Genomic DNA, 22910 nt, shown 5'->3' with positions numbered 1-22910 from the left:
TCTTTTTTTTTGCGTTAAAAAAAGTCCTATTTTTTAACAAAGCCTGCTTCTTCAGATTTTGGATACTTTTGGGTAAGCTTGGTTTTGAGCTGCGTTGCTAAACTGCTGTTTCGATCTACGTCTTTTGCAATGCTATACAGTTGATATAACGCTCTAGGTGCACGAGTCGACTCAGGGTATTGATCTACTACAATACCATAGTTCTTTTTCGCTTCTGCGTAGTTGGTCGGTTCAACAGCAAGGTTGAACTCAGCTAACCAAAAATATGCATTGCTGATGTAGACGCTATTAGGATTATTCTTAATAAAGTTTTTCATTGGTGCAATGGCTTTTTTCGCACCACCTTGTTTATATGCATCTAAAGCAACGGTATAAGCTGCTTTCTCAAGCTCAAGTGAGTCACCACCTGCATTTACAGGTTGTTTTGCAGATGAGCTTAATGTTGCTTGGGTCGTAGGTTGTTTAGCTGGTGTAGGGGCTATATTAGCTGCTACTGGGTGCAGTACCTTGTTGGTTATCCTCCGCAGCCTCTGTGTCTTCACTCGGATCTACTTTTTGTTGGAGTAGCTCTAAACGTTGATCTAAATCTGCATAGCGGTTTGTAAGTTCACTTTTTAATTGTTCGATAATATTGTCTTGCTCTTCCATTTTACCGCGTAAGCTACGCAATTCATTTTCGAGCTGTTGGTTCTTCTGCATGAGCTGCCAATTCAAATTGGTTGGCGTAGGGGTAGAGCCAGCACCTGTTTGAATGGCTGTATTATTTGCTGTATACACAGTGCCATTATCTGCGCCACTCAAACCACGAGATTCAATTGGAATATTGGCAAATAGCGTACCTGAGCAAGTCAATGTAAGGGCACACAATACATGCTGTTTAAACATCATAAAAATTCCATGTAGTTGCAAGCATGTCCGTATTGAATAGTTTTATTACAGACTGCTTTAGATAAAACGATAAGCACATTAAAAACGCCAAAGTTCTGAATTGCAATAAGCTTTTACAATCTTGTTGTGTATTAAAGTAAAAATATAGTGATGATGTTTCACGTTTTCTACATCATCGACCATCATATTGATTTATAAATAATCAAACAGTTTTTTCTATTCAGGAATTCTTGGTTTTAGGCTTGCATGTTTATTAAAAATCTCTATACTCTGTTCTTGCAATGGTAGCCCTGCCGGTTACTTCGCAATTATACTCTATAAACCCCGCCAGGACCGGAAGGTAGCAACGGTAGTAGAAATATGATGTGCCGAAGTCTTGCTGGTAGGGTTGCCACCAGTTTCAATAATAATAAATTAAACTTCCTCTCATTTTTTCAATCCTAGATTCTTCTTTATTTTAGTTTTATTAATTCTTCATTTAGATCTATATCTTTGTTATTCGTCATCAAATTCTTTACGTGCAATCACTTTAAAAATCGTATCTAGATCGAATCCTCGATATTGTAAAAAACGTATTTGTTTGGCTTTTTGTTTTGGATCACGTTCAACAGCTTTGCCAAATTTTTTGATCTTGAGCTGGTAGGCTTCGGCGACCCAATCTGTTTCTTTTAATTCATCCTGAATTAATTCACTGTCTACTTTTTTATTTTTTAAAGCGAGCTTTATACGGTTGGGACCTTTACCTTTACGCTTTTGACTCGACAACAGCATTTCTGCTACACGTTGATCGCTTTGATAGTTCTCACGTGCGAGTTCTTCCACCAAGTGTATGACTTCTTCACGACTATCCGCATACAGTGCTAATTTCTCGATTAAATCCGCTTTTGAGTATTCTTTGCGTGTGAGTACTGCAAAGGCGTAGGAGCGTAGACGAGAGCCGCGCAGTCCTGGTTTTTTTTCAGCTTGAACATCTTTACCATTGGCATCAAAATGCAACGCAGAGTGGTCGATCACTGAAGCATTGTCATGCGGGATGTCAGTTTGTGAAGCATGATTTACGCTGGTGGGTTCTTCAGCTTCTGCAAACTGTTGTTTTAGTGCTTCATAGTCGAGCAAGAGTGGAAAATGGTCTTTAGTCATGGGGTCATTTTAATACAAATTTTGAGTGCAAAACAAAACGCCCCGTAGGGCGTTTTTGTCTGCTATTAAAGCATGCTGTAATTAAGCATCTAAAAAGTCTGGTTCTTCTTCGTCTTTGTCTTCTACAGGTGCTGTACCCGTAGTCAGAAGTTGTTCACGAATCAGTTTTTCAATGGTTTGTGCAAGTTCAGGGTGTTCTTCTAAGTGGCGAATGGTATTGTTTTTACCTTGACCAATCTTGTCACCTTGGTATGAATACCAAGCACCTGCTTTTTGAACAATTTCTTGTTGTACCGCAAGGTCAACAAGTTCACCTAAATGGTTCACGCCTTTACCGTATAGAATTTGGAAAATCGCTTCACGGAATGGAGGAGCCATTTTGTTTTTCACAACTTTCACTTTGGTTTCTGAACCAATGATCTCGTCGCCTTCTTTCACTTGACCAATACGGCGGATATCTAAACGTACAGACGCATAGAATTTCAATGCATTACCGCCCGTTGTGGTTTCTGGGCTACCAAACATTACACCAATCTTCATACGGATTTGGTTAATGAAGATCACCATACAGTTCGAACGTTTTGCATTACCAGTAATTTTACGGAGTGCTTGGCTCATCAGACGAGCTTGTAAGCCCATGTGTGAGTCACCCATTTCGCCTTCAATTTCGGCGCGAGGGGTAAGTGCCGCTACAGAGTCGACTACGATCAGGTCAATGGCACCTGAACGTACCAGCATGTCTGCAATTTCAAGCGCTTGTTCACCATTGTCTGGCTGTGAAACAAGAAGGTTATCAATATCTACGCCAAGTTTACGTGCGTATTGAGGGTCTAATGCATGTTCAGCATCGATGAATGCACAAGTACCGCCAGTTTTTTGACATTGGGCAATGGCTTGCAATGTCATAGTCGTTTTACCAGAAGATTCAGGACCGTAGATTTCTACGATACGACCTTTAGGTAAACCACCAATACCTAGTGCGATATCTAGTGTTAAAGAACCCGTAGAGACAGCCTCAACCGCCTGTACAGTATTATCACCAAGACGCATTACGGTGTTTTTACCAAACTGCTTTTCAATTTGGCTTAAGGCCGCATTTAACGCCTTGCTTTTATTATCATCCATCTTACAACCTCAATACGATGTCACGAAACAATATACTCAAGTGGATGTATTCAGTTTAAATCTGTTCCACGAGGGTATAGTGACAGAAATCATCCTTTTGTTCTATGAAAATCACAACAGGTGCGACATGTTGTGACGCTTTAACTTAATCATCATTATAAGACCATTGCTGGTCAAACTGTTGATCATTTTCTCTTTTAAATTTACCAATATCTCGACGATCTTTTTTACTTGGTCGATGATCTGGCCGAGCTAGATTATGCAACTTTCTTTGGGATGCGAGCAATTCCCGTTTTGCAATACTGACCTCAGTTTCATCATAAAGCAGCTGAGCGGTTGGGGCAGGCCCACGAACATCCGACAGTGCTTTCACCACCACGGTTTTTTTCTCAAGGCCTTGTGCAATGGTTAACTCCATGCCTACACGAACTTCACGAGAGACTTTAACGCGTTCGCCATTATGATGAACTTTACCGCCTTCAATAGCATTTTTGGCAATAGAGCGTGTTTTAAAAAAACGTGCAGCCCACAACCATTTGTCTATACGCATACCAACCGCATCTTCGGCTAGATTTGATTTACGCATATTTTTTCTGTTCCTCGGCTTGCTCAGTCGTTTGAGCTTCTAAAATAGGGATTAAATCTGTTAATGCGGACAGCATTGGGTAATTGCAAGTCTCGCGAGGCGCTTTGGCAGATGAAGGTTGCTGAATCGAATAGAGCTGTTCAATCCCAAAAAGTTTTGCACCATTGAGCACTTTTTCTGTGTCATCAATGAAGTAACAGTTTTTTGCATAGAAGGGGTGTTTGCTTGCTAATATTTGCCAAAACTCAATAAACTCTTTGGCATGACCGAGCGTTTCTGAACTGACGATAACATCAAAATAATCACGAAGACCGGTTTCTTCAAGTTTGAATTGTAAGCCTGCATAGTCGGCATTGGTCGCAAGCCAAATAGGATAGCCATTTTCTTTAAGATAGGTGAGTAGCTCAATGCAGCCTTCGCGTTTAGCCACTTTGGCTTTTTGTTCTATTTGCATTGCCAAAACATCAACGCCAACTTGTGACGTCCAAAAGCGAGAGGAGTACCATTTTAGGGTATGATTATGTTGTTGATAAAAACTAAATAGCGTTTGCTTGCTTTGTTCGAGTGAGCACTGATGCTGTTCAGCATAGCGAATTGGCAGCAGCTCATTCCAGATAAAATCATCATAAGCAAGATCGAGTAAAGTACCGTCCATATCAAAAATGATCGTCGGCTTTTCTGAGTAATTTGGCATATAAAGGTATTCTATGTTTAAAACAACAACAGCACCGCAAGACCCACTGATTTTGCAGTTGGTTCCCATTGTGACACAAGCTTGCGAAATTTTGCGAGAAGAATATCAGCGTTATTGCTCAGGTGCGGATTTTGATGTGGAACGTAAAAGTGATGATTCACCTGTAACGCAAGCTGACTATCGTACAAATAGCTATATTACCCAAGCATTATCTAAAGTTTCTAGCTTGCCTGTATTGTCAGAGGAAGGTGACAAGTCTGAACGTATGCAATGGCAAAAATTTTGGCTGCTTGATCCTTTGGATGGTACCAAAGAGTTTTTACATAAAAGACCTGAATTTACCATTAATCTGAGTTTGGTTGAGGGTGCTAATACTACCTTTGCCATATTGGCGATTCCCGGGGAATACAGCGTATATATTTGTCCCTTTGAGGGACTGCCGCTGAAATATGATAGCCAGTCAACCACATGGTATGAATATGTTCAAACCTCTGTAGAGAATGTCGTACACGTTGGCTTGAGTCAAAGTGCTAAAAATAAGCCGATTTATACGGATTATTTAGACGCTTTAGAAAAACTTAGTCCTTATCAGGCATACCATGCTGGTAGTGCATATAAGTTTTGTATGATGTTAGAAGATCGAGTGGATATTTACCCGCGTTTTCATCCGACTTGTGAATGGGATACGAGCGCTGGACAATGTTTAATCGAGCGTATTGGTGGTGGTTTGGTTGATTTTAATGGTCGCGCTTTTTTATATAACCAGCGCAAGACTTTATTAAATGGTGGATTTATTGCATTTAAAAATGCCGAAATGAAAGAATTGGCCTTAAATGCTTTGGCAAACATGCCTGACAAAACTTGAGCTAAATCGGGTTCATGCTATAGTGTCAGCACACTCCGTTAAATCTCCTGCATTTAAGAACTGTCAATTATGGCCCTAGATTTGCTCCCTCCTAGTATGCTGAAAGCAATAGACTTATTGCCGGATGAAAAGACGCCTGTAACATTGTTTACACGTCATTCCATTCGTGAAGTTGTACAAGGACAAGGCTTGGCCGGTTATGACTTGCAACTGACCCATCAAGGACGAGATTTAGCCGAAGCGTGGGGCAGTTATTTGGTTGAAAATACCGACCGTGTTATTCAGCACTGTATTTCGAGTCCAATTCAGCGCTGTGTGGATACGGCAGCATTGATGATTCAAGGTGCAGATAACGTCACGATTGAGCCGAATACCCACCATATCGAGATCATTGAACAAGGATTATTGGTCGAGCCGGGAAGTTTTGTGCTCGATATTAAAAAAGCAGGACCATACTTTCAAAAGCAAGGTGCTTTAGGCTTTATCAATAGTTTTGTGAATAATGCTTTGCCGGGTATGAAACAGCCCATTCATGGGGTGGTAGATGTTTTGGAGTTGATTTACAACACTCATCCAACCAATGATTATGGTCTGAGTCTAGCGGTGAGTCATGATACGATTTTGGCTGCAATTCTTGCCATTATTTCAGGTAAAAATATCGTGACACGCGAAGATTGGCCTAAAATGATGGAAGGTTTATTTGTTTGGTTTGAAGGAGATGTATTCCTTGAGTCAAAACTGAAATGGATTTGGCGTGGTGAACTAAATGAATTAAATATTCGTGAATTTCAGCAAGCTGAACAGCAACTTTAAGAAATTTTGATAATAATAAAAAATTTATAAAAGGCATCCATGTGTGGATGCCTTTTTTATCTGTTTCAGTATTTCATTATGTAAAAGATTAAATATTGGCTTTAATTCGCGCAGGATACTGATTTAAATCAATACTTGAGCCGTCGTCACTATAAGGCCAGCGACTAGTATTGACAGGGAGATGTTGTTGGTGGATTCGGCTATATTTGTCAGCGGCAATCAAAGTCGCAATGTCATGATCTTTAATGCTATACGCTTGCACGAGTTCAGCTGGATATTGTGTGCGTTCAAAAAATTCAGCTTCTGTTTCCCCTTGATGCAGTGCAAAGATACGTTCTACAGCTGGTAAGTACACGCCATATGCTAACCATGAGTCTACACCTTGAGAGGCTTGAATCTCAGCGGTCGATTTCATATTTGAAATGACTTTACCTAAAATGTCTTTTTCACCTTTAGATGTAAAATATTCAATATATTGATTTTCTGCTTCTGCAAATTTTTCTAATGATGGCAAAAATTGGTTAATCGACATTTTTATCCCTCTTTTCATTTGTACAGCAATGGCTGCCTAGGATGAAAATTAAAATACCATAAAAAATATATGGGATTAAGCCATTTCTTAAAATTTTTATTTACAAAGTTTCTAAAAATATCCTGACAATTTCTGTCGGGAATATACGATTGTATTAACAGGTCTACATCTTAATTTTAGTTGAAAAGTGAAATACCTGTCACATTAATAATGATTCTACCAATACAAAATATTTAGATTTTATTTGAATTGTTAATAAGTGACAAAACACGGCAATTGAATGATTAAAAAAAAGAAAATAGCATTAACTTTGTTGTAAATTATTGATTTATATATTTTTATGTAAGTCTCTTTATTGGATTTTTTTGTGGCTAATTGGGGAATAGTAGTGAAAAGTGTGATAGATTTTTCATATAACAAATTATCAATTTGTATTGTGTCATTAATGTTAGTTGCTTGTGGTGGTGGAGGCGGTGGTGATAGTTCAAGTGGTTCTGCATCAACTGCAAATTATCCAGAACCGACCCAAGACATAGTCGATGATACCAGTATTGGCTTTTATGACTACGATGCAAATGATGCTGTTCGTGAAATACGAAATGATTTAGTCGGCAACTTTTCAGCGCAAGTTCAATTTGGTCAAAGTCATGTCGTCGATCCGAATGCGAACGAATCCAAGAAAATGCCACGGTTAACCAGTGAAAAAGAAGCGCTGCTTATCGTGACGCCAACACTTGATATGCAAAACATCAAGCAACTCAAAGTAGAAATCTATCAAAACAACCGCTTAATTCGTACCGCGACATTGGATGATCCGACGCAAATGCCTGTTTCAGACCAGAGTGGGCAAAGAGGTCGTCCAGATGTTTGGTACAGTAAACGCGCGTGGACCACGAAGCTCAATTGGGATGAAGTTAAACCCGGTCTAAGATTAAAATTTATTGACGCAAATAAAGTCAGCGGTGAATTGGCTGAGGATAAAATCGATTTTGCTGCACCAGGTGAATTGGTTTTAAATAATATCCGTGTTGGTATGTTGGCAGATAAGCCAAATTCTACCGGCCACTATATGCTACTAGAGCCTGAAAAAGCGGGCACAGATTATTTCCAAACCATTCCTGCAGCAGAAATGACGGTTGCACAATATGATGATATTCAGTTAACACGTGCAATGGTATCTTCAGGTGTTATTTATGACAGTAAAAGTGCCGGAGATGGTGGTGTTTATGCAGGAGACATGCGTGAGGATGTCGGTAAATCAACCTTTAGTGTTGGTATAAACCTTGCTAACTGGGGTATTACCAGTGCATCTATGGCCAACCAAAGTCAGCCACAATTAACCCAAACAGTAGTTGTCCATCATACGAAGGGGAACTATGCCAATGGTGTGCATACTCATGGACTGAGTGGTGGTAATGGCATGCTCACGCTTTATGATTCTGTAGGGAATGAATTTAGCCATGAAATTGGCCATCACTATGGTTTAGGACATTACCCTGGTCAGGTAGGTGACAATCTATTTTGGGCTGCACATCATGCGGACAGTGGATGGGGTTATATTGCCAATCGCAATATGATGCGCGGAAATCTATCATGGACGGCGACATGGAAGTGGGATGGAGCGAATGGTATCCCAAATTTTAAAAATTTGTTCCCGTACGGAAAAGATGCCATGTCCGGCGGGTATCCTGATAGTAATGTATCACGCTACACACACTATACGGGTTACAGCACATTCCTGAAAATTCAACCACACTTTGACCGTTATGTCTGGGATGAAACTTCGCCTACCGGCTACAAAAAGTGGAACAAAACCACTCGTGAAATGGAAGTCGCTCAACCGAAGATGCCAAATTCTACGGCTCCGGTTTGGTATAACGCAGATCAAAATTATCCACGACCACGGGTTTTTGGTCAGCCTGTCATTACCATTTTAGGGGGCTATGATCCAGTCAATCAAGTTGGTTTGTTGTATCCTGCTGCACGTTCAAACTGGGGTAATGTGTATGACTTAAATGCTGCCAATACCGCTTTGGATCAAGCGGCATGTTGGTTGAATGTGCAATACACGAATAAAGTCAACAATATTGCTTTAGCACCTGCACGATTAGGCAGTAATGCCAATAAATTGCATGTCAATTTAGCTTTGGCAGATCAACCACAGAAAGTTGATTTGTATTGTAAAAAAGCAGGTGAAGAAGCCAAGTTATTAGCAAATATTGATATTCCAGTCTACAGTACAGTGATCAAGCCGGCCGTCAAAATTGGACGTCAGCATGGTTATAGTGCATTGCGTGCTATCGAACTTCCTCAATTAGAAAGTGCTTTGGAAGCGCAAGCTGTAAATGCTGTTGTTGCACTTAATCCAACTGAAAAAATGCTGTACGAGTCCTATAAAAATGACAAGTCATTGATGAATAGTGTGGCGCGTCAGCAATTAACCCGTTATGAGTCGCAACAAAACACAGCATACCGACTAAATCGTTGGATGAATGTATATGCACAAGACCTAACCAATCAAGTACCTGAGGCGCAAAGCGCGCTCGAAGCATTTATGAAAAAGCTTTCAGTCACTCAAGAAGGTTTGTTCGAGCAGGCGACATTGATCAAAAATGGTAACAACTGTTTGAAATCTGAAACCTTAACTGATGGAACATTAAATTTATACATCAGTGGCCCAAGCGGTTGTACGGCGGATGATACTGAACAGTGGGTATATGATGCCATTGGTCGGATACACAGTAAGTCAAATCCAGATCAATGCATAACAGGCAACGGTGGTTCAGCTAAAGTGACGCTAGAACGTTGCGTGTTAAACCAAACCAACCAAATTTGGACCATGGACCCTGCGACTACAACGATTCGTCAAAGTGGTCAATGCATGGATTTAAATACGGGACGTTTGCAAAATAACCGTGCGGATTTAATTCGATATAGCTGTACCAACGGTGGCAATCAACGTTGGACAAATTTGACAGCAAGCCAAAACTTATTATGGACATATTTATCAGCGACGAATATGAAACTGATTAATAAATAATCTGTAAATAGAAAATAAGGTCCATCGAGGACCTTATTTTTTTGCTTTTAAAAACCTATAGGTACAAAAAAAGCCCTAAAAAGGGCTTTTTTTATCGCAACAAATTAGTTAGCTAAAGCTTTAACTTGTGCATTTAAACGGCTCTTATGACGAGCAGCTTTGTTTTTATGGATGATGCCTTTATCAGCCATACGGTCAATTACAGGAACAGCTTTTTTGTAAGCTTCTGTAGCGACAGCATAATCACCAGCAGCAATAGCAGCTACTGTGCGTTTAAGATAAGTACGAACCATAGAACGTAAGCTTGCGTTGTGTTGACGTGCTTTAACGTTTTGACGAGCACGTTTTTTTGCTTGAGCAGAGTTTGCCACTCGTGCACTCCTTGAAATAGATTGGTCTGGGCGGGCTGAAATTACATCTGAAAACCAACATCAGAAGAACTATCACCAGCCCGTAAACAAGTGCCATATTGTGATTAAACTAAGCGCTTAAGTCAAGTCTTGACATGCTTTGACAACATTTTAGATGCAGAAAAATTTTAAAGAAAACGTTAGATTAGTCTAAAGTGATTGAGATTGTATGAAAAATGACTAAAAGTATAGAGAATGCGATTGTCATCGGAGCAACAGGATTGGTCGGGCGGGAATTGGTTCGTCAGCTCAGTCAAAATGCAAGATGTAAGAATATTACGGCTGTGGTACGTCAGCGTGACCATGAACTGAATGGACTGGCAAAAGTTCAACAAATGGTGATCAGTGACTTTCTTTCTCTGACTCAGGATGATGTGAGAGATTATAGTCATGCCTTTAGTTGTTTAGGCTCGACGATTAAAAAAGCAGGGTCTAAAGATCATTTTTATCAAATTGACTTTAGCATCAATGCACATTTTGCTGAATTATTAGAATATACAGATACACAATTGATCATTGTCAGTGCTATGGGCGCTGACGCTAATTCCGCGTTTTTTTATAATCGAGTCAAAGGTGAATTGGAATATTATTTAAAAACTTTAAAGTTAAATCAACTTTCGATTTTAAAACCTTCGCTGTTACTTGGTGAGCGTCATGAATCTCGACGTTTAGAGGATGCGACACAGAAGCTCTATATGCGCTTTTCGCATTTTGTACCTGACCGTTTCAAGTTTAAGCCAGTGACAGCACAGCAAGTGGCTCATACTATGGTCGAGGCGGCACAAACTCAGACTGAAAAGTTCGAGATTTATGATAATTTACGCATACTAACAATTAAATGAGGGAAATACCGTGTCTACAGTTCCATTCGTCACCTGTGATTTACTTGATGATCATCCAGATAAAGAATTACAAGTGGTGATCCCGTCATTGGATGGTAAGTTCTTTCAAAGTTATGGTGCACGGAAAAGTTTTGGCGGTCAGGTGATTACGGTCAAATGTTTTGAAGATAACTCTCGTGTTAAAGAATTATTGGCAACCGATGGTACGGGTAAAGTATTGGTTGTTGATGGTGGTGCGTCGATGCGCTGTGCCTTGATGGGTGATATGATTGCTGAATCTGCAGTTAACAATCATTGGAATGGTGTCATTATTTATGGCTGCGTGCGTGATGTTGATGCGATTGCAGAACTTGATTTAGGTGTGCATGCTTTGGCTGCGATTCCACAAAAAAGTAACCGCAAAGGCGTGGGTGAAACAGATATTCCATTAAGTTTTGGTGGTGTAAACATTCAGTCTGGTGATTTTATTTATGCTGACAATAACGGCATCGTTGTTTCAAAAGAGCAATTGGTTGCTTTATAAGCGTACTTGAATTTTTAGTCGTGGAATGAAAGCGTAATTCTTGCTCATACATGACGATATAAATGTGAAAAAGAAAATACAAACATCAGCTGAGGACTCTCGGCTGATGTATAAAAATACGAAATAAAAAAAGAAAGGAAAAAAAGTATGTTGTTGCATCAATTAAAAGTGGCGCAAGCGTTGCTCTCAGGCGTAGCAGAGGGCGGACGTGGTACAAATGGGACGCCTTATCCGAAACAACCTGAAAAAACCCTTAAACTGTACGAATTTGAAGGGTCTCCCTATTGTCGTCGTGTACGAGAAGTACTAACCACACTCAATTTGGATTATGAGGTCTACCCATGTCCCAAAGGGGCTAAAAAATACCGTTTAGACGTGCAGAAATTGGGTGGAAAACAACAATTTCCTTTCTTGGTGGATGACAATACTGGGGATCGTTTGTACGAATCTCAGCAAATAATTCATCATCTATTTAAACATTATGGCAAAACAGGTCAGACTCCTAAGAGGTATGCCAATTATCCTAAAATTCCGTATGTTGCCTATGTTGGAACCTTAATTAATGGGGCTCAAGGCGTGTGGGTGCAGCGTAAAGTTATCCATCGTGATGCACCAAGTCAACTCTTAGAACTATGGGGGTTTGAAGCGAGTCCATATACACGTATCGTACGTAGCGCATTGTCTGAAATGGAATTGGCATATACCTTTCATAATGTGGCTAAGGAGCGTTGGCAAGATCAAGGATTAGCGATAATGCGCTTAAAACCTGGTAAATATGTACCTCTAAAAGGTGGTAAGCGTGAACAAGTGTTAAAAATCATGGGGAACAATATTCAAGTACCATACTTGAAAGATCCCAATACTGGTGTTGAACTTTTCGAATCTGAAAAAATTGTGCAATATCTGAAAAAGCAATATTTGAGCTAATCTTACTCAAGTTTAAGCTAAGTGCAGTGTATAGTCAGACAGATGGCTATACACATATTGTAATGATAAATGGGTCTAAAATTAGAAGAAAAATGCATCATAACTGCATCAATTGAATTAGAATAAATTATTAAAAATAAGAAATTTACTTAATTACAGGGATATCCTAAAAGGATTAAACTGATTAATGTAAAAGACATTTCATGTTTTCGGGGGAAGTAAATCATGTCACCACAAGAAGTCATACTACCCGTACCGGTGCTTGTCGTTGAAGATGAGGAAATTATTCAATTACGTTTACGTCAAATTTTGACGGAGCTGGGTTATAAGCGTGAAGAGCTTATCTTCACCAAAAATGTTAAAGAATCTATTCAAGCCGTAGAGACACAACCGATATCATTAGCCTTAGTTGACTTAGGTTTGCCTGATGGTAGTGGTATCGAAATTATTGAAAAAATACGTTCCCTCGAAAGTAATACCATGATCTTGGTTGTCTCTGCATGGAGTACACAAGAAAGCTTATTTGCTGCGATTAAAGCAGGCGCAACAGGCTATGTATTAAAAGAACGTGATGATGCTGAAGTACTTTTATCTATTCGGAGTATTTTACGTGGTGGGGCGCCGATTGACCCATTTATTGCACGAGAAATCCTAAAACAAATATCCGAAACTGAAGCACCAAGTCCAGAACAAACAGTCGCCGATGAAGCAGACTTACACCTGCTGACCAGTCGTGAAAAAGAAATTTTATGTTTGGTTGCTCAAGGTTTGAGTAATCGTGAGATTGCTGAACAGCTTTTTGTATCACGCTATACCGTAGAAAGCCATATTAAACATATTTACCGAAAATTAGCCGTAACGAAACGAACAAAAGCCGTGAGTACAGCAAGATCTATGGGTATTTTATAATGCGTAAAGGAGGATATTTTTTATTATTTATCCTCTGTTTAGTATGGGGGAGCTTGAGTCATGCAGAGCAAGTTTTCCCTGTAAATGATCAATGTAATGTGACCGTGAATAGCATTTCACGGGTGAAAACACCATCCAATCAAGAATTACCCAGAACGGGATGGAAAACCACACAATTACCTGATCGTTGGAAAGAAGATAAAGACTGGGAAGGTTATCAAGGTGGTGCTTGGTATAAACTAGACTGGTCTTGGTACTGTAAAAATAATGCCCGTTTGGCAGAACCCATCGTACTATATATTGATTATATCATTAATACGGGTTCAGTCTTTCTGAATGGCGACTTGCTGTGGACCAATAAAAATCTTCAAGAACCGATTTCTAAAAGTTGGAATGTTGCGCGCTATTGGATTTTACCGATAAGTGGAATCAAACATGATCATAATGAAACTTTGATCTATGTGTATGGTTACTCGAGTTTAAATGCTGGCTTGGGCCCAGTAGTATTTAACAATGTAATGGCAACGGTAGAGCAAGTCGAAACAACAACATTTACACGTCGGACCATATTACAGTTAAATATTTTTCTTTCTGGGGTCTTGGGTCTAATTTGCTTTATCATTTGGTTGATGCGTCCTCGTGATACCAGTTTTGGCTGGTTTGCGCTTTCAACAGTGCTGTGGATTTTATTTCTCAGTAATGCCCTGACGACTGAAACCTTTCCATACCCAGATTCGGTTTTTTCTGCCAAAGCTAATCTGATATTTGTAATGCTGTACTTTCAGTGCTTTAGTATCTATATCTTGCGCTTTCTTGGGCGTAAGTTTCCACGAATAGAACTGTCATTTACAATGTTGACTGCTGCACTGATTGGTGTAGTTTGTATCTGGCCGTTTGAGCGAAATGCGGATGTTTCAAACATTATATTCTTGCTGTATTGTGCATTCTTTTTTATCACTTACCTCTATCTGTGTAAAATTTGTTTCAAAGAACGAAGAAAGGACTATATTTTATTAGCAATCTGTTTGACTGCGATAATTGTGATAGTCATAGCTGATATCACAGTCTTGGTGCTCTTTCCAAAAGAAAATTTTACACCTTTATCACCCTTTACTTCACCGATTATAACCTTATTTATAGTGGTGATCTTGGGGGCGAGACTCAATCGAAATATACAGAAAATTGAAAAATATAATGATGATTTGGCATTTGAAGTTCAGAAAGTCAGTGATGAACTATGTAGTAGCTTGAATGATAAACATCAGCTTGAACTGAGTAATGTACGCCTGCAGGAACGGATTAAATTATCGCATGATCTGCATGATGGTCTGGGCGCATCCATTGTGCGCTCGATGATCTTGGTTGATCAGTGTGAAAGTAATATTCCAAACAGACAGTTCTTGTCGATGTTGAAATTATTGCGCGATGATTTAAGGCAAATTATTGATAGTGGATCATCTTTAGACAGTAAAGTGCCAGATTCACCTTTGCTCTGGATCGCACCTGTTCGACATCGCTTTAGTCAGTTGATGGATGAAGTGGAAATGAATGCCAAATGGTGTATTCCTTCGCAGTGGGCGATCAAACCAACGGCAATTCAGTGTCTGACTTTAATACGAGTGATTGAAGAAAGCCTGACCAATATTGTGAAACATAGCCAAGCAAATCATGTCAATGTCACGCTGTCACAGTTCGAAAATGGCGCATTGTTATTAACTATTGAAGATGATGGCGTCGGTTTTGATGTTGAGAGTGTTTCAAATCATGGCATGAGTATCGGTATGAGAAGTATGAAAATGCGTGTGGAGCGTATAGGCGGAAATTTCAAAATTCATTCTCAGCAAGGCTGTACCATTATTCAAACAGAAATTAATTTAAAATCAGCTGCATAAAAGAATATGTTGAAATAATAAAAATGATGATCAATTCGATATTAAGTCATCTAAAGCGCATTGCATTCTTCTGCTGTGTCACTTTTATAGCAGCTTGTGGTTCGCAGGATCATGCGCCTAAACCAGGTGAGTATGGGCAGATTTTGTTCCAGCATGCGGTGTTAAGTACCGAAGAAATTCAACAATTACTCAGTGAAAGTCAAAGCGATACAAATACATTAAACACTAAAAATTTTGCAGTGGATTACACGGCGACATCCAATCAAAACCCATATCGTGCAGTCTTGTTGGTCAAAGGTAGGGCAATGACCAGTGGTGAGGTATCTGTAAAATTTCAAATTGATAACTACAATGCCGCTATTCAACAAACCTCAAGCAATCTTATGCAAATGGATGCAGGTATTGATCAGGTTGAACGATTAGAAACATTGGATGCAGGACAAGAATTTATTTTTGTTATGGACGGTGCGCCTTTTTCAGTCAATGCTGCCATTGATCCAAATAGTATGACCAGTCAACTAAGTTTGTTAGAGTCGAGGAATGTGGAGTTTCAAAGTATTGAATTACAAATTTGGCAAGGCAAAGGTAGTCAATACGGTGTAATGCGCTATCTGTGGTTTATTGGATTTGTGTTGTTGATAGTATGGGTTTATCACGTCATCGTGGAAAAAAAGCCGATCAAGTCGAAGATTTTTTAAATCGTAGAAAGCGAAAATAATGCTATTCAGCAGTATAAAAAGAGAGCATGACGCTCCCTTTTTATTGAGTTTATTCAGCTTCCGTTGGGACGAGCATCAGCACAGATTCATTTAATAGCATGGCAATATCTTCTAAGATATCAGCATCATATAAAGATTCGTCTAGCGCTAGACTTTGGCCATCGGCAATAGTTTTTAAATGCACTGCAAATTCGTCTGAGATACAGATTCCTTCGCCATTTCCCCAAAACAAAATATCACCGTCTTGCTCTGTATATAGTAAGCGTGAAGCCGGTTCTAACATGAGTTGATAGCCTTGATCTAAGGCCTCTTCAAGATCACCAGTGCCGATTTCTTCGGCTTCAGGAATATTGTCAGGATATTTAGGTTCTGACATTAAGCTCATGATTGCATCTTCAAGTACGGTTGAATTTTGCAATTGTTCAAATAACTTTTCTTTTAAATACTCAAGTTCATTTTCAGTCACTTGGCCAATCGCACTGATTTGGTCACGTAAAATGTCAGTTAATGGATTTTTAAGTAGAGGATTGTCTGTGAATTTGTCTGTCACTCGATCCATCATTTCAGTGACATTTGGCATGCGGAAGCCAAATGAATAGGTCAGACATTCATCTTCAGCTACGCCATAGTGTGATAGGCCTGGTGGCACATAAAGTAAGTCGCCGGGAGCAAGCACTTCATCAAAATGTACGTCCATTTCTGGTAGTAAGCGAAGTGGTTGACCTTCTACAAATGCAGTATCTGCATCACACATCTGACCCAATTGCCAACGGCGATGACCATAGCCTTGTACGAGGAAGACATCGTAAAAATCAAAATGTTGTCCGACAGAGCCGCCTTTTTGTGCATACGACACCATGATGTCATCACGACGCCATTGCGGAATAAATGAAAACTGCTTCCAAAGCTCGGCTAGGTCAAAAGAATAATGATCGACAGCTTGAACCAATAAAGTCCACAGTTTCGGCATTTTTTGAAAATCGGCTTTAAGTAGTGGAGAAGATTTTACTGTCCATTGGTTAGGATCACGATCTTTTTGTTTGATGAGACGTGCAGTGACGTTATCTTCTAAAGCCAATTCAAGAATGTCTTTGGGTTCTAGTATATGGGCAATTTCAGGGAGTGCATTACGAACCAATAATGGTTTTTTCTGCCAATATTCGGCAAGGAATTGTTCAGCGCTGATACCGCCGAGGATGTCAAGAGAATGAGCCATAGCTAAATACATACAATTTCAATGGATATATTGTCCCTTGAGATTCCAGTTTTTAGCAAGGCTCTATTTCATTAAATTATTTCGATTAGCTTGAGACTATTTTAAAGGATTGTCTTTGAGATATTGCATGACTAATTTTTCAACTTCCAAATCATAGCTATTGGCAGCAGCCGTAGTCGCTGAAAATTTCATGAATTGCTCAAAATGTGCATTGGTATCAATTTTAGTATTTTCTTTATCAGACATTAATTTGAAATGATTCGGCATGACTTTTGCCATCATTTCAACGTTTTCGGTTTGTAGTTTTAGAAGTTTTTTCACTTCAACTGTTTGTGGTTGAATGCTTTCAAATTTTTGTTTGCCTAGAGCAACCAGTTTATTGATTTGTTGTTCTGGTGAGTTACTCCCACCGGTTTTGGTCTTAGTGCCTAGCTGTTGAATGATTTGCTCCTGCATTGCAGCGCCTTGTTGTTCTAATTCAGCATAGATAAATTTATATTGAACCCACTCATTGACTAAGTTTTTATTGTATTGCTGAGAGTTGGTCACAGTTTGATTCACTGTATTGGTATGACCGTTTGTCGAACAAAATAGAAGGCTAATGCTAATGAGGCTAGATGAAAGTAAATTAAACGTTTTCATGTTTTCAGTTCTTGGTTGTAATAAATAAGTAAGTGACTTTTTAATCATTAGCCCATAAAGAGCTAATGATTTGCTTATTATGCTGTTACAGATAAAGACTTTAAAATTATGGGACTAAGATCTTAAGCTCACGCAAAATATTGCAGAGTTTAATCATCGGCATACCCATGAGTGTAGTTTGGTCTTGCCCGATCATTTCTTCAAATAAGCTAATCCCTAAGCTTTCACATTTAAAACTGCCAGCGCAGTGTAACGGTTGTTCAACCTGAACATAACGTTCAATTTCAGGCAAGCTAAGTTTGCGAAACTTCACTTTATAGTGCTCGACAAGGGTTTGTTCAAAACCTATCGATTTTTGTTGGACACTGAGTGCAGTACTGAAATAAACGATTTTGTCAGAATTGGCTTGAAGCTGCTTGATGGCTTTTTCATCGCAAAGCGGTTTACCGATAAAAATATCTGGTGCGCCTTCGCGCCATGCGACTTGGTCAGAACCAATCACAATCGCGTCTGGGTGTTGGTTTGCAATTGCTGAAGCTTTTTCAAATGCCAGTCGCTTTGCTAACTCATCAGCGTGGTTCTCACCACGAGGTGTTTCGTCTATATCTGGTACGATTGAGAGGTAATCAATCCGTAAACGGTCCATTAGGTCTTTACGGGTTTGGCTGCTAGAAGCCAAAATGATTTTGGAAGTACTCATTACACTGCATATTCCATAAGTACATCAAGCGGTACATAAGACAGCACCGCTTGGTGACACGCTTGTATTTTAATAGGTGGGGCAAATCCTTCTTGATACGCTTCCACCCAGCGAGTCACACAGATACACCAGAAGTCACCAGGTTGTAGTCCTGGAAAACCAACTTCGGGTAAGGGTGTGATTAGGTCATTGCCAACTTTTTGGGAAAAGTTTAAAAATTCAGATGTCATTTGTGCACACATCGTATGCTGACCAAGGTCTGTTGTTGCTGTATGGCAAAAGCCATTTCTAAAATATCCGGTAATCGGATCAAAACAACAGCTTGCCAAGGGTTCGCCTAAAACATTTAAACGATTAATATTTGGGTCTGGATGAATCGACATAAGCGCTGAATCTTTATAAGGCTTTTCGCTATCATAACAAAACTTTGGCTCGACATAGCTTTTCTGCAAAAGAAGCTAACGTTTTTCTGCATAATCATTTAAAATCGTCGCGTTTTGATATCAATAAAAGAGAGTAATGCATGAACTTTCAGCGTATGACTGACCTAGATTTGGCGGGTAAACGTGTTCTGATCCGTGAAGATCTTAACGTACCAGTTAAAAATGGCGTGATTACAAGCGATGCACGTTTACGTGCGGCGTTGCCAACAATTAAAGCAGCTTTAGAAAAAGGTGCTGCTGTAATGGTGTATTCACACTTAGGTCGTCCTGTTGAAGGTGAGCCTAAAGCAGAACAGTCTCTAGCACCTGTAGCCGCTTATTTAACAGAAGCTTTGGGTCAAGATGTTCAATTGATCACTGACTATTTGGATGGTGTTGACGTTATGCCAGGTCAAGTAGTTTTACTTGAAAACTGCCGTTTCAACGTAGGTGAAAAGAAAAACAATCCTGAATTATCTGCTAAATATGCAGCACTTTGTGATGTCTACGTTATGGATGCATTTGGTACGGCTCACCGTGCAGAAGCATCGACTGAAGGCGTAGCACGTTGTGCAAAAGTGGCTGCTGCAGGTCCTTTACTTGCTGCTGAGCTTGACGCGCTAGGTCGTGCACTTAAAACTCCTGCAAAACCAATGGTTGCGATTGTTGCAGGCTCAAAAGTTTCTACTAAATTAGATGTATTAACTTCACTATCTGACATCTGTGATCAATTGATCGTGGGTGGTGGTATTGCCAATACATTCTTAGCTGCTGCAGGCTTCAATGTTGGTAAATCACTTTGTGAAAATGACCTGATCGACACAGCAAAAGCCATTGCTGCAAAAGTATCTGTACCACTTCCAACAGATGTTGTTGTTGCTGATGCTGCTGAAATTGATTTTGCAGACTTCCTCGGTTCATTAGCTGCTGCTAAAGCTGTCGTGAAAAAAGTTGAAGATGTAACAGACAACGACATGATTTTGGATGTGGGCCCTGAAACTGCAAAAGCATTTGCAGAAATCTTGAAAACTTCAAAAACTATTTTATGGAATGGTCCAGTAGGTGTGTTTGAAGTTGATCAATTCGGCGAAGGCACTAAAGCATTGTCTTTAGCGATTGCAGAATCTGAAGGCTTCTCGATCGCGGGTGGTGGTGACACGCTTGCTGCAATTGATAAATATGAAGTTGCAGACAAAATTGGTTACATCTCGACTGGTGGTGGTGCTTTCCTTGAATTCGTTGAAGGTAAAACTCTTCCTGCTGTAGCAGCGCTTCTTGACCGTGCTTAATTTAGTATTATTAATAAGATAGTACAGTATTAAAAAGGTTGGCTTCGGTCAGTCTTTTTTTATCGCCCATTCATTTTGCCGTCATCAAAGTGCAATATTTCTGCAATAAAATTCATCGCAACACCTAATTCGCAGTAGTAGGAAACAACGATGAACTTAAAACTTGCACTTGCTGTACTTTTAATCGCACCATTAACTTTGACAGCTTGTGCTAAAAAAGAGTCTGCACCAACGGAATCAGAAGCATCTGCTGTTGCCGTAGACAATGCTCAAACAACGCCAGAACAACAAAAAGCCATTGATGAACTTGATAAGCCAGTATTGGATGAAAAGAACCAAGATGTTCCTGCTGAAATTGCAAATGCACCTGCAGACGAAGCAACAGCTGACGCTGAAACAGCCGCTTCAGCAGCAGCAGCTCACTAAGATTGTTGTCTTTATTTAAAAAGTCCCTGCAAATGCAGGGATTTTTTTTTAAATAGTGTTATTTGTTGCTGAATTGAAATGATTGAGCATGTAGAATATGCGGCATTACCTGGGAGGATATTATGGCTCTTATTTCATTGCGCCAGCTCTTGGATCACGCCGGCGAACATGCTTACGGCGTACCAGCATTCAACGTAAACAACTTAGAACAAATGCGTGCAATTATGCTTGCAGCAGATGCAACAAATTCACCTGTAATTGTACAAGCATCTGCGGGTGCACGTAAGTATGCAGGCGCTCCGTTCTTGCGTCATTTGATTTTGGCAGCAATCGAAGAATGGCCACATATTCCTGTGGTTATGCACCAAGACCATGGTACTAGCCCTGATGTATGTCAACGTTCTATTCAACTTGGCTTCTCATCAGTGATGATGGACGGTTCTTTAGGTGAAGACGGTAAAACGCCAACTTCATACGAATACAACGTAGACGTGACTCGTCGTACTGTTCAAATGGCACATGCGTGTGGCGTTTCAGTAGAAGGCGAAATCGGTTGTTTAGGTAGCCTTGAAACTGGTATGGCTGGTGAAGAAGATGGTGTAGGCGCTGAAGGCGTACTTGATCATTCTCAGCTTTTAACTTCAGTTGAAGAAGCGCGTTCATTTGTAGCTGATACCAATGTTGACGCACTTGCAATTGCAGTGGGTACTTCACACGGTGCGTACAAATTTACTCGCCCACCTACAGGTGACATCTTAGCGATTGACCGTATTAAAGAAATTCACGCTGCGTTACCAAATACGCATCTTGTAATGCACGGTTCAAGCTCTGTGCCACAAGAATGGTTAGCTGTAATTAATGAATTCGGCGGTAACATCGGCGAAACTTACGGTGTTCCAGTAGAACAACTTGTAGACGCAATCAAACACGGTGTTCGTAAAATTAATATCGATACTGACTTACGTCTTGCTTCTACAGGTGCTATGCGCCGTATGATGGCTGAAAAACCAGCTGAATTTGACCCACGTAAATTCTTCTCTGCAACTGTTGATGCAATGAAACAAATTTGTATCGATCGTTATGAAGCATTTGGTACAGCGGGTAATGCTGACAAGATTCGTCCAATTTCTTTAGAGAAAATGGTGAGTCACTATAAATAATTTGTCTTGAGATAGATTATTTTTGAAGAAAAGCCCACAATTAAGTGGGCTTTTCTTTGATTTGAACTTAGAAAAATTGCTTTAAATACAACTCAAGAATAAGAGCGTGTCATGGGATTGATCTTTGCTGCCGCGATTTGCAGTGTTCTCGTTTCAGTAATTCTAAAACTATGTCGTGATCGGGGTTTTAACCCTGCACAAATGATCACATGGAATTATGCATCTGCGAGTATTTTATGTTTTCTATGGTTTAAACCGGATCTAGCTCATATTTCGATTAATAAAACACCGTGGGTTTTAATTGCGGCTTTGGGTGTATTACTGCCGACGATTTTTTATTGCTTAGCGCGCTCACTGCAAACAGCGGGTATTTTAAAAACCGAATTGGCTCAGCGTTTATCTGTTGTGCTTTCTCTTAGCGCAGCCTATTTTATTTTCAGTGAATATTTTAATGCTATTAAGCTCATTGGTATTGCACTTGGTGTACTTGCGGTATTGCTGATTTTATTTTCACAGCGCAAGGGAAGCATTGATGGAAAGCAGGGGATTTTATTTTTATTAAGCGTTTGGGCAGGCTATGCACTGATTGATGTGTTATTAAAATTTGCCTCAGGTTTGGGCATGCAGTTTGCAGTGACTTTAAATCTGGTGTTTATTTGTGCATTTTTACTTTCGAGTATTTATAACATCGTACAGCACGGCAGTTTGGGGCAGACCAAAAATATCCTCGCTGGATTGGGCTTAGGTCTCTTAAACTTTGCCAATATTGCACTGTATGTGAAAGCCCACATGTTGCTTAAAGACACACCTGCAATCGTATTTGCTGGCATGAATATTCTGGTCGTGGTTTTAGGCGTGGTTGCGGGCCTCATCATCTTTAAAGAAAAATTGAGAGTCGCAACCGTCTTTGGTTTGATTGCAGGGATCATGAGTGTGGTTTGCTTAGCATATGCCATGTCTGTCTAAGATAATTTTTAGCAAAAACGATCGGGTGTTGTAGTAAATCATCCCACCTCTGCTTGATTTGTTGTTCTGATTCAAATTATTCAGCAAAGTTCAGACCAATTTATAAATATTATATTTTCACATTGTTGCTAAATATGTCGTTATAAAAAAAGCCCTCGATTTGAGGGCTTTTAGTTTTAGATGC

At 39.7% G+C, this 22910-nt stretch carries 23 protein-coding genes, 1 other RNA gene and 1 pseudogene; 14 read left to right on the top strand and 11 right to left on the bottom strand.

Annotation, left to right across the window (positions count from 1 at the left end):
- Positions 1–26: 26 nt before the first annotated feature.
- Positions 27–888, bottom strand: a pseudogene (locus tag LXF01_RS09670) (YbgF trimerization domain-containing protein).
- A 291-nt stretch (positions 889–1179) separates the two neighbouring features.
- On the opposite strand from LXF01_RS09670, the gene ffs reads away from it, so the two are divergent.
- Positions 1180–1276, top strand: an RNA gene (gene ffs, locus LXF01_RS09665) — signal recognition particle sRNA small type.
- A gap of 107 nt (positions 1277–1383) precedes the next feature.
- Here ffs and LXF01_RS09660 read toward each other — a convergent pair.
- From LXF01_RS09660 to LXF01_RS09645, 4 genes are all read right to left on the bottom strand, one after another.
- On the bottom strand, positions 1384–2028 hold the full coding sequence (locus tag LXF01_RS09660; RefSeq protein WP_180117406.1) for a regulatory protein RecX: 645 nt from the start codon (positions 2026–2028) through the stop codon (positions 1384–1386).
- 81 nt (positions 2029–2109) lie between these two features.
- A complete protein-coding gene (gene recA, locus LXF01_RS09655; RefSeq protein ID WP_078188713.1) occupies positions 2110–3153 on the bottom strand; it encodes a recombinase RecA in 1044 nt (347 codons plus the stop codon).
- Between the two features lie 145 nt (positions 3154–3298).
- Positions 3299–3739 (bottom strand): RNA-binding S4 domain-containing protein, encoded by a 441-nt coding sequence (locus LXF01_RS09650; protein ID WP_168377604.1) that lies wholly within the window; start codon positions 3737–3739, stop codon positions 3299–3301.
- A complete protein-coding gene (locus tag LXF01_RS09645) occupies positions 3732–4433 on the bottom strand; it encodes an HAD-IA family hydrolase (protein WP_233944228.1) in 702 nt (233 codons plus the stop codon). Before LXF01_RS09645 ends, LXF01_RS09650 begins: the two co-directional genes overlap by 8 nt.
- Positions 4434–4446: 13 nt before the next feature.
- On the opposite strand from LXF01_RS09645, the gene LXF01_RS09640 reads away from it, so the two are divergent.
- Positions 4447–5298, top strand: a complete 852-nt coding sequence (locus tag LXF01_RS09640; RefSeq protein ID WP_233944227.1) for a 3'(2'),5'-bisphosphate nucleotidase CysQ family protein — start codon at positions 4447–4449, stop codon at positions 5296–5298.
- A 69-nt stretch (positions 5299–5367) separates the two neighbouring features.
- A complete protein-coding gene (locus LXF01_RS09635; RefSeq protein ID WP_078188709.1) occupies positions 5368–6111 on the top strand; it encodes a histidine phosphatase family protein in 744 nt (247 codons plus the stop codon).
- Positions 6112–6199: 88 nt separating this feature from the next.
- On the opposite strand, the gene LXF01_RS09630 is transcribed toward LXF01_RS09635, so the two are convergent.
- Positions 6200–6643, bottom strand: a complete 444-nt coding sequence (locus LXF01_RS09630; protein WP_078193520.1) for a hypothetical protein — start codon at positions 6641–6643, stop codon at positions 6200–6202.
- Positions 6644–7088: 445 nt separating this feature from the next.
- On the opposite strand from LXF01_RS09630, the gene LXF01_RS09625 reads away from it, so the two are divergent.
- A complete protein-coding gene (locus tag LXF01_RS09625) occupies positions 7089–9683 on the top strand; it encodes a M66 family metalloprotease (protein WP_233944226.1) in 2595 nt (864 codons plus the stop codon).
- Positions 9684–9787: 104 nt separating this feature from the next.
- Here LXF01_RS09625 and rpsT read toward each other — a convergent pair whose 3' ends face one another.
- The gene (gene rpsT, locus LXF01_RS09620) at positions 9788–10054 is read right to left on the bottom strand and encodes a 30S ribosomal protein S20 (protein ID WP_078188707.1); all 267 of its coding nucleotides are present in this window, start codon (positions 10052–10054) and stop codon (positions 9788–9790) included.
- Between the two features lie 215 nt (positions 10055–10269).
- Here rpsT and LXF01_RS09615 point away from each other — a divergent pair, with 215 nt between their 5' ends.
- From LXF01_RS09615 to LXF01_RS09590, 6 genes are all read left to right on the top strand, one after another.
- On the top strand, positions 10270–10935 hold the full coding sequence (locus LXF01_RS09615; RefSeq protein ID WP_180115776.1) for an NAD(P)H-binding protein: 666 nt from the start codon (positions 10270–10272) through the stop codon (positions 10933–10935).
- 10 nt (positions 10936–10945) lie between these two features.
- Positions 10946–11458 carry a ribonuclease E activity regulator RraA gene (gene rraA, locus LXF01_RS09610; protein WP_180084310.1) on the top strand — a complete coding sequence of 171 codons (513 nt, stop codon included), beginning with the start codon at positions 10946–10948 and terminating at the stop codon, positions 11456–11458.
- Positions 11459–11605: 147 nt separating this feature from the next.
- Positions 11606–12385, top strand: coding sequence for a glutathione S-transferase N-terminal domain-containing protein (locus LXF01_RS09605; RefSeq protein WP_233944225.1), 780 nt, complete (start codon positions 11606–11608; stop codon positions 12383–12385).
- 225 nt (positions 12386–12610) lie between these two features.
- On the top strand, positions 12611–13294 hold the full coding sequence (locus LXF01_RS09600) for a response regulator transcription factor (RefSeq protein WP_180119951.1): 684 nt from the start codon (positions 12611–12613) through the stop codon (positions 13292–13294).
- Complete coding sequence (locus tag LXF01_RS09595) at positions 13294–15186, top strand: sensor histidine kinase (RefSeq protein WP_233944224.1); 1893 nt, start codon at positions 13294–13296, stop codon at positions 15184–15186. Before LXF01_RS09600 ends, LXF01_RS09595 begins: the two co-directional genes overlap by 1 nt.
- Positions 15187–15209: 23 nt before the next feature.
- Entirely contained in the window at positions 15210–15884 is a 675-nt protein-coding gene (locus tag LXF01_RS09590) for a hypothetical protein (RefSeq protein WP_233944223.1), read from the top strand.
- A gap of 70 nt (positions 15885–15954) precedes the next feature.
- Here LXF01_RS09590 and LXF01_RS09585 read toward each other — a convergent pair whose 3' ends face one another.
- From LXF01_RS09585 to LXF01_RS09570, 4 genes are all read right to left on the bottom strand, one after another.
- A complete protein-coding gene (locus LXF01_RS09585; RefSeq protein ID WP_233944222.1) occupies positions 15955–17121 on the bottom strand; it encodes a ribosomal protein uL16 3-hydroxylase in 1167 nt (388 codons plus the stop codon).
- Between the two features lie 96 nt (positions 17122–17217).
- Complete coding sequence (locus tag LXF01_RS09580) at positions 17218–17763, bottom strand: hypothetical protein (protein WP_233944221.1); 546 nt, start codon at positions 17761–17763, stop codon at positions 17218–17220.
- Positions 17764–17869: 106 nt separating this feature from the next.
- Entirely contained in the window at positions 17870–18463 is a 594-nt protein-coding gene (locus LXF01_RS09575) for a Maf family protein (RefSeq protein WP_233944220.1), read from the bottom strand.
- Positions 18463–18846, bottom strand: coding sequence for a DUF2237 family protein (locus LXF01_RS09570; protein ID WP_078193708.1), 384 nt, complete (start codon positions 18844–18846; stop codon positions 18463–18465). Before LXF01_RS09570 ends, LXF01_RS09575 begins: the two co-directional genes overlap by 1 nt.
- A gap of 140 nt (positions 18847–18986) precedes the next feature.
- Between LXF01_RS09570 and LXF01_RS09565 the strand changes: the two genes are divergently transcribed.
- From LXF01_RS09565 to LXF01_RS09550, 4 genes are all read left to right on the top strand, one after another.
- Entirely contained in the window at positions 18987–20174 is a 1188-nt protein-coding gene (locus LXF01_RS09565; protein ID WP_233944219.1) for a phosphoglycerate kinase, read from the top strand.
- A 150-nt stretch (positions 20175–20324) separates the two neighbouring features.
- On the top strand, positions 20325–20600 hold the full coding sequence (locus LXF01_RS09560; protein WP_078193510.1) for a hypothetical protein: 276 nt from the start codon (positions 20325–20327) through the stop codon (positions 20598–20600).
- A 122-nt stretch (positions 20601–20722) separates the two neighbouring features.
- A complete protein-coding gene (gene fba, locus LXF01_RS09555; protein WP_078188695.1) occupies positions 20723–21760 on the top strand; it encodes a class II fructose-bisphosphate aldolase in 1038 nt (345 codons plus the stop codon).
- A 111-nt stretch (positions 21761–21871) separates the two neighbouring features.
- Complete coding sequence (locus LXF01_RS09550; protein ID WP_233944218.1) at positions 21872–22726, top strand: EamA family transporter; 855 nt, start codon at positions 21872–21874, stop codon at positions 22724–22726.
- Positions 22727–22910 lie beyond the last annotated feature (184 nt).

It is taken from the genome of Acinetobacter sp. SH20PTE14 (assembly GCF_021391555.1).
GTDB classification, from domain to species: domain Bacteria; phylum Pseudomonadota; class Gammaproteobacteria; order Pseudomonadales; family Moraxellaceae; genus Acinetobacter; species Acinetobacter amyesii.
This window is presented reverse-complemented; position numbering and strand designations above follow the sequence as displayed.

Coding starts and splice junctions, on each gene's coding strand:
- LXF01_RS09660 (WP_180117406.1), bottom strand. CDS start 2,028: ATGACTAAAGACCATTTTCCACTCTTGCTCGACTATGAAGCACTAAAA.
- recA (WP_078188713.1), bottom strand. CDS start 3,153: ATGGATGATAATAAAAGCAAGGCGTTAAATGCGGCCTTAAGCCAAATT.
- LXF01_RS09650 (WP_168377604.1), bottom strand. CDS start 3,739: ATGCGTAAATCAAATCTAGCCGAAGATGCGGTTGGTATGCGTATAGAC.
- LXF01_RS09645 (WP_233944228.1), bottom strand. CDS start 4,433: ATGCCAAATTACTCAGAAAAGCCGACGATCATTTTTGATATGGACGGT.
- LXF01_RS09640 (WP_233944227.1), top strand. CDS start 4,447: ATGTTTAAAACAACAACAGCACCGCAAGACCCACTGATTTTGCAGTTG.
- LXF01_RS09635 (WP_078188709.1), top strand. CDS start 5,368: ATGGCCCTAGATTTGCTCCCTCCTAGTATGCTGAAAGCAATAGACTTA.
- LXF01_RS09630 (WP_078193520.1), bottom strand. CDS start 6,643: ATGTCGATTAACCAATTTTTGCCATCATTAGAAAAATTTGCAGAAGCA.
- LXF01_RS09625 (WP_233944226.1), top strand. CDS start 7,089: ATGTTAGTTGCTTGTGGTGGTGGAGGCGGTGGTGATAGTTCAAGTGGT.
- LXF01_RS09615 (WP_180115776.1), top strand. CDS start 10,270: ATGACTAAAAGTATAGAGAATGCGATTGTCATCGGAGCAACAGGATTG.
- LXF01_RS09605 (WP_233944225.1), top strand. CDS start 11,606: ATGTTGTTGCATCAATTAAAAGTGGCGCAAGCGTTGCTCTCAGGCGTA.
- LXF01_RS09600 (WP_180119951.1), top strand. CDS start 12,611: ATGTCACCACAAGAAGTCATACTACCCGTACCGGTGCTTGTCGTTGAA.
- LXF01_RS09595 (WP_233944224.1), top strand. CDS start 13,294: ATGCGTAAAGGAGGATATTTTTTATTATTTATCCTCTGTTTAGTATGG.
- LXF01_RS09590 (WP_233944223.1), top strand. CDS start 15,210: ATGATGATCAATTCGATATTAAGTCATCTAAAGCGCATTGCATTCTTC.
- LXF01_RS09585 (WP_233944222.1), bottom strand. CDS start 17,121: ATGGCTCATTCTCTTGACATCCTCGGCGGTATCAGCGCTGAACAATTC.
- LXF01_RS09580 (WP_233944221.1), bottom strand. CDS start 17,763: ATGAAAACGTTTAATTTACTTTCATCTAGCCTCATTAGCATTAGCCTT.
- LXF01_RS09575 (WP_233944220.1), bottom strand. CDS start 18,463: ATGAGTACTTCCAAAATCATTTTGGCTTCTAGCAGCCAAACCCGTAAA.
- LXF01_RS09570 (WP_078193708.1), bottom strand. CDS start 18,846: ATGTCGATTCATCCAGACCCAAATATTAATCGTTTAAATGTTTTAGGC.
- LXF01_RS09565 (WP_233944219.1), top strand. CDS start 18,987: ATGAACTTTCAGCGTATGACTGACCTAGATTTGGCGGGTAAACGTGTT.
- LXF01_RS09560 (WP_078193510.1), top strand. CDS start 20,325: ATGAACTTAAAACTTGCACTTGCTGTACTTTTAATCGCACCATTAACT.
- fba (WP_078188695.1), top strand. CDS start 20,723: ATGGCTCTTATTTCATTGCGCCAGCTCTTGGATCACGCCGGCGAACAT.
- LXF01_RS09550 (WP_233944218.1), top strand. CDS start 21,872: ATGGGATTGATCTTTGCTGCCGCGATTTGCAGTGTTCTCGTTTCAGTA.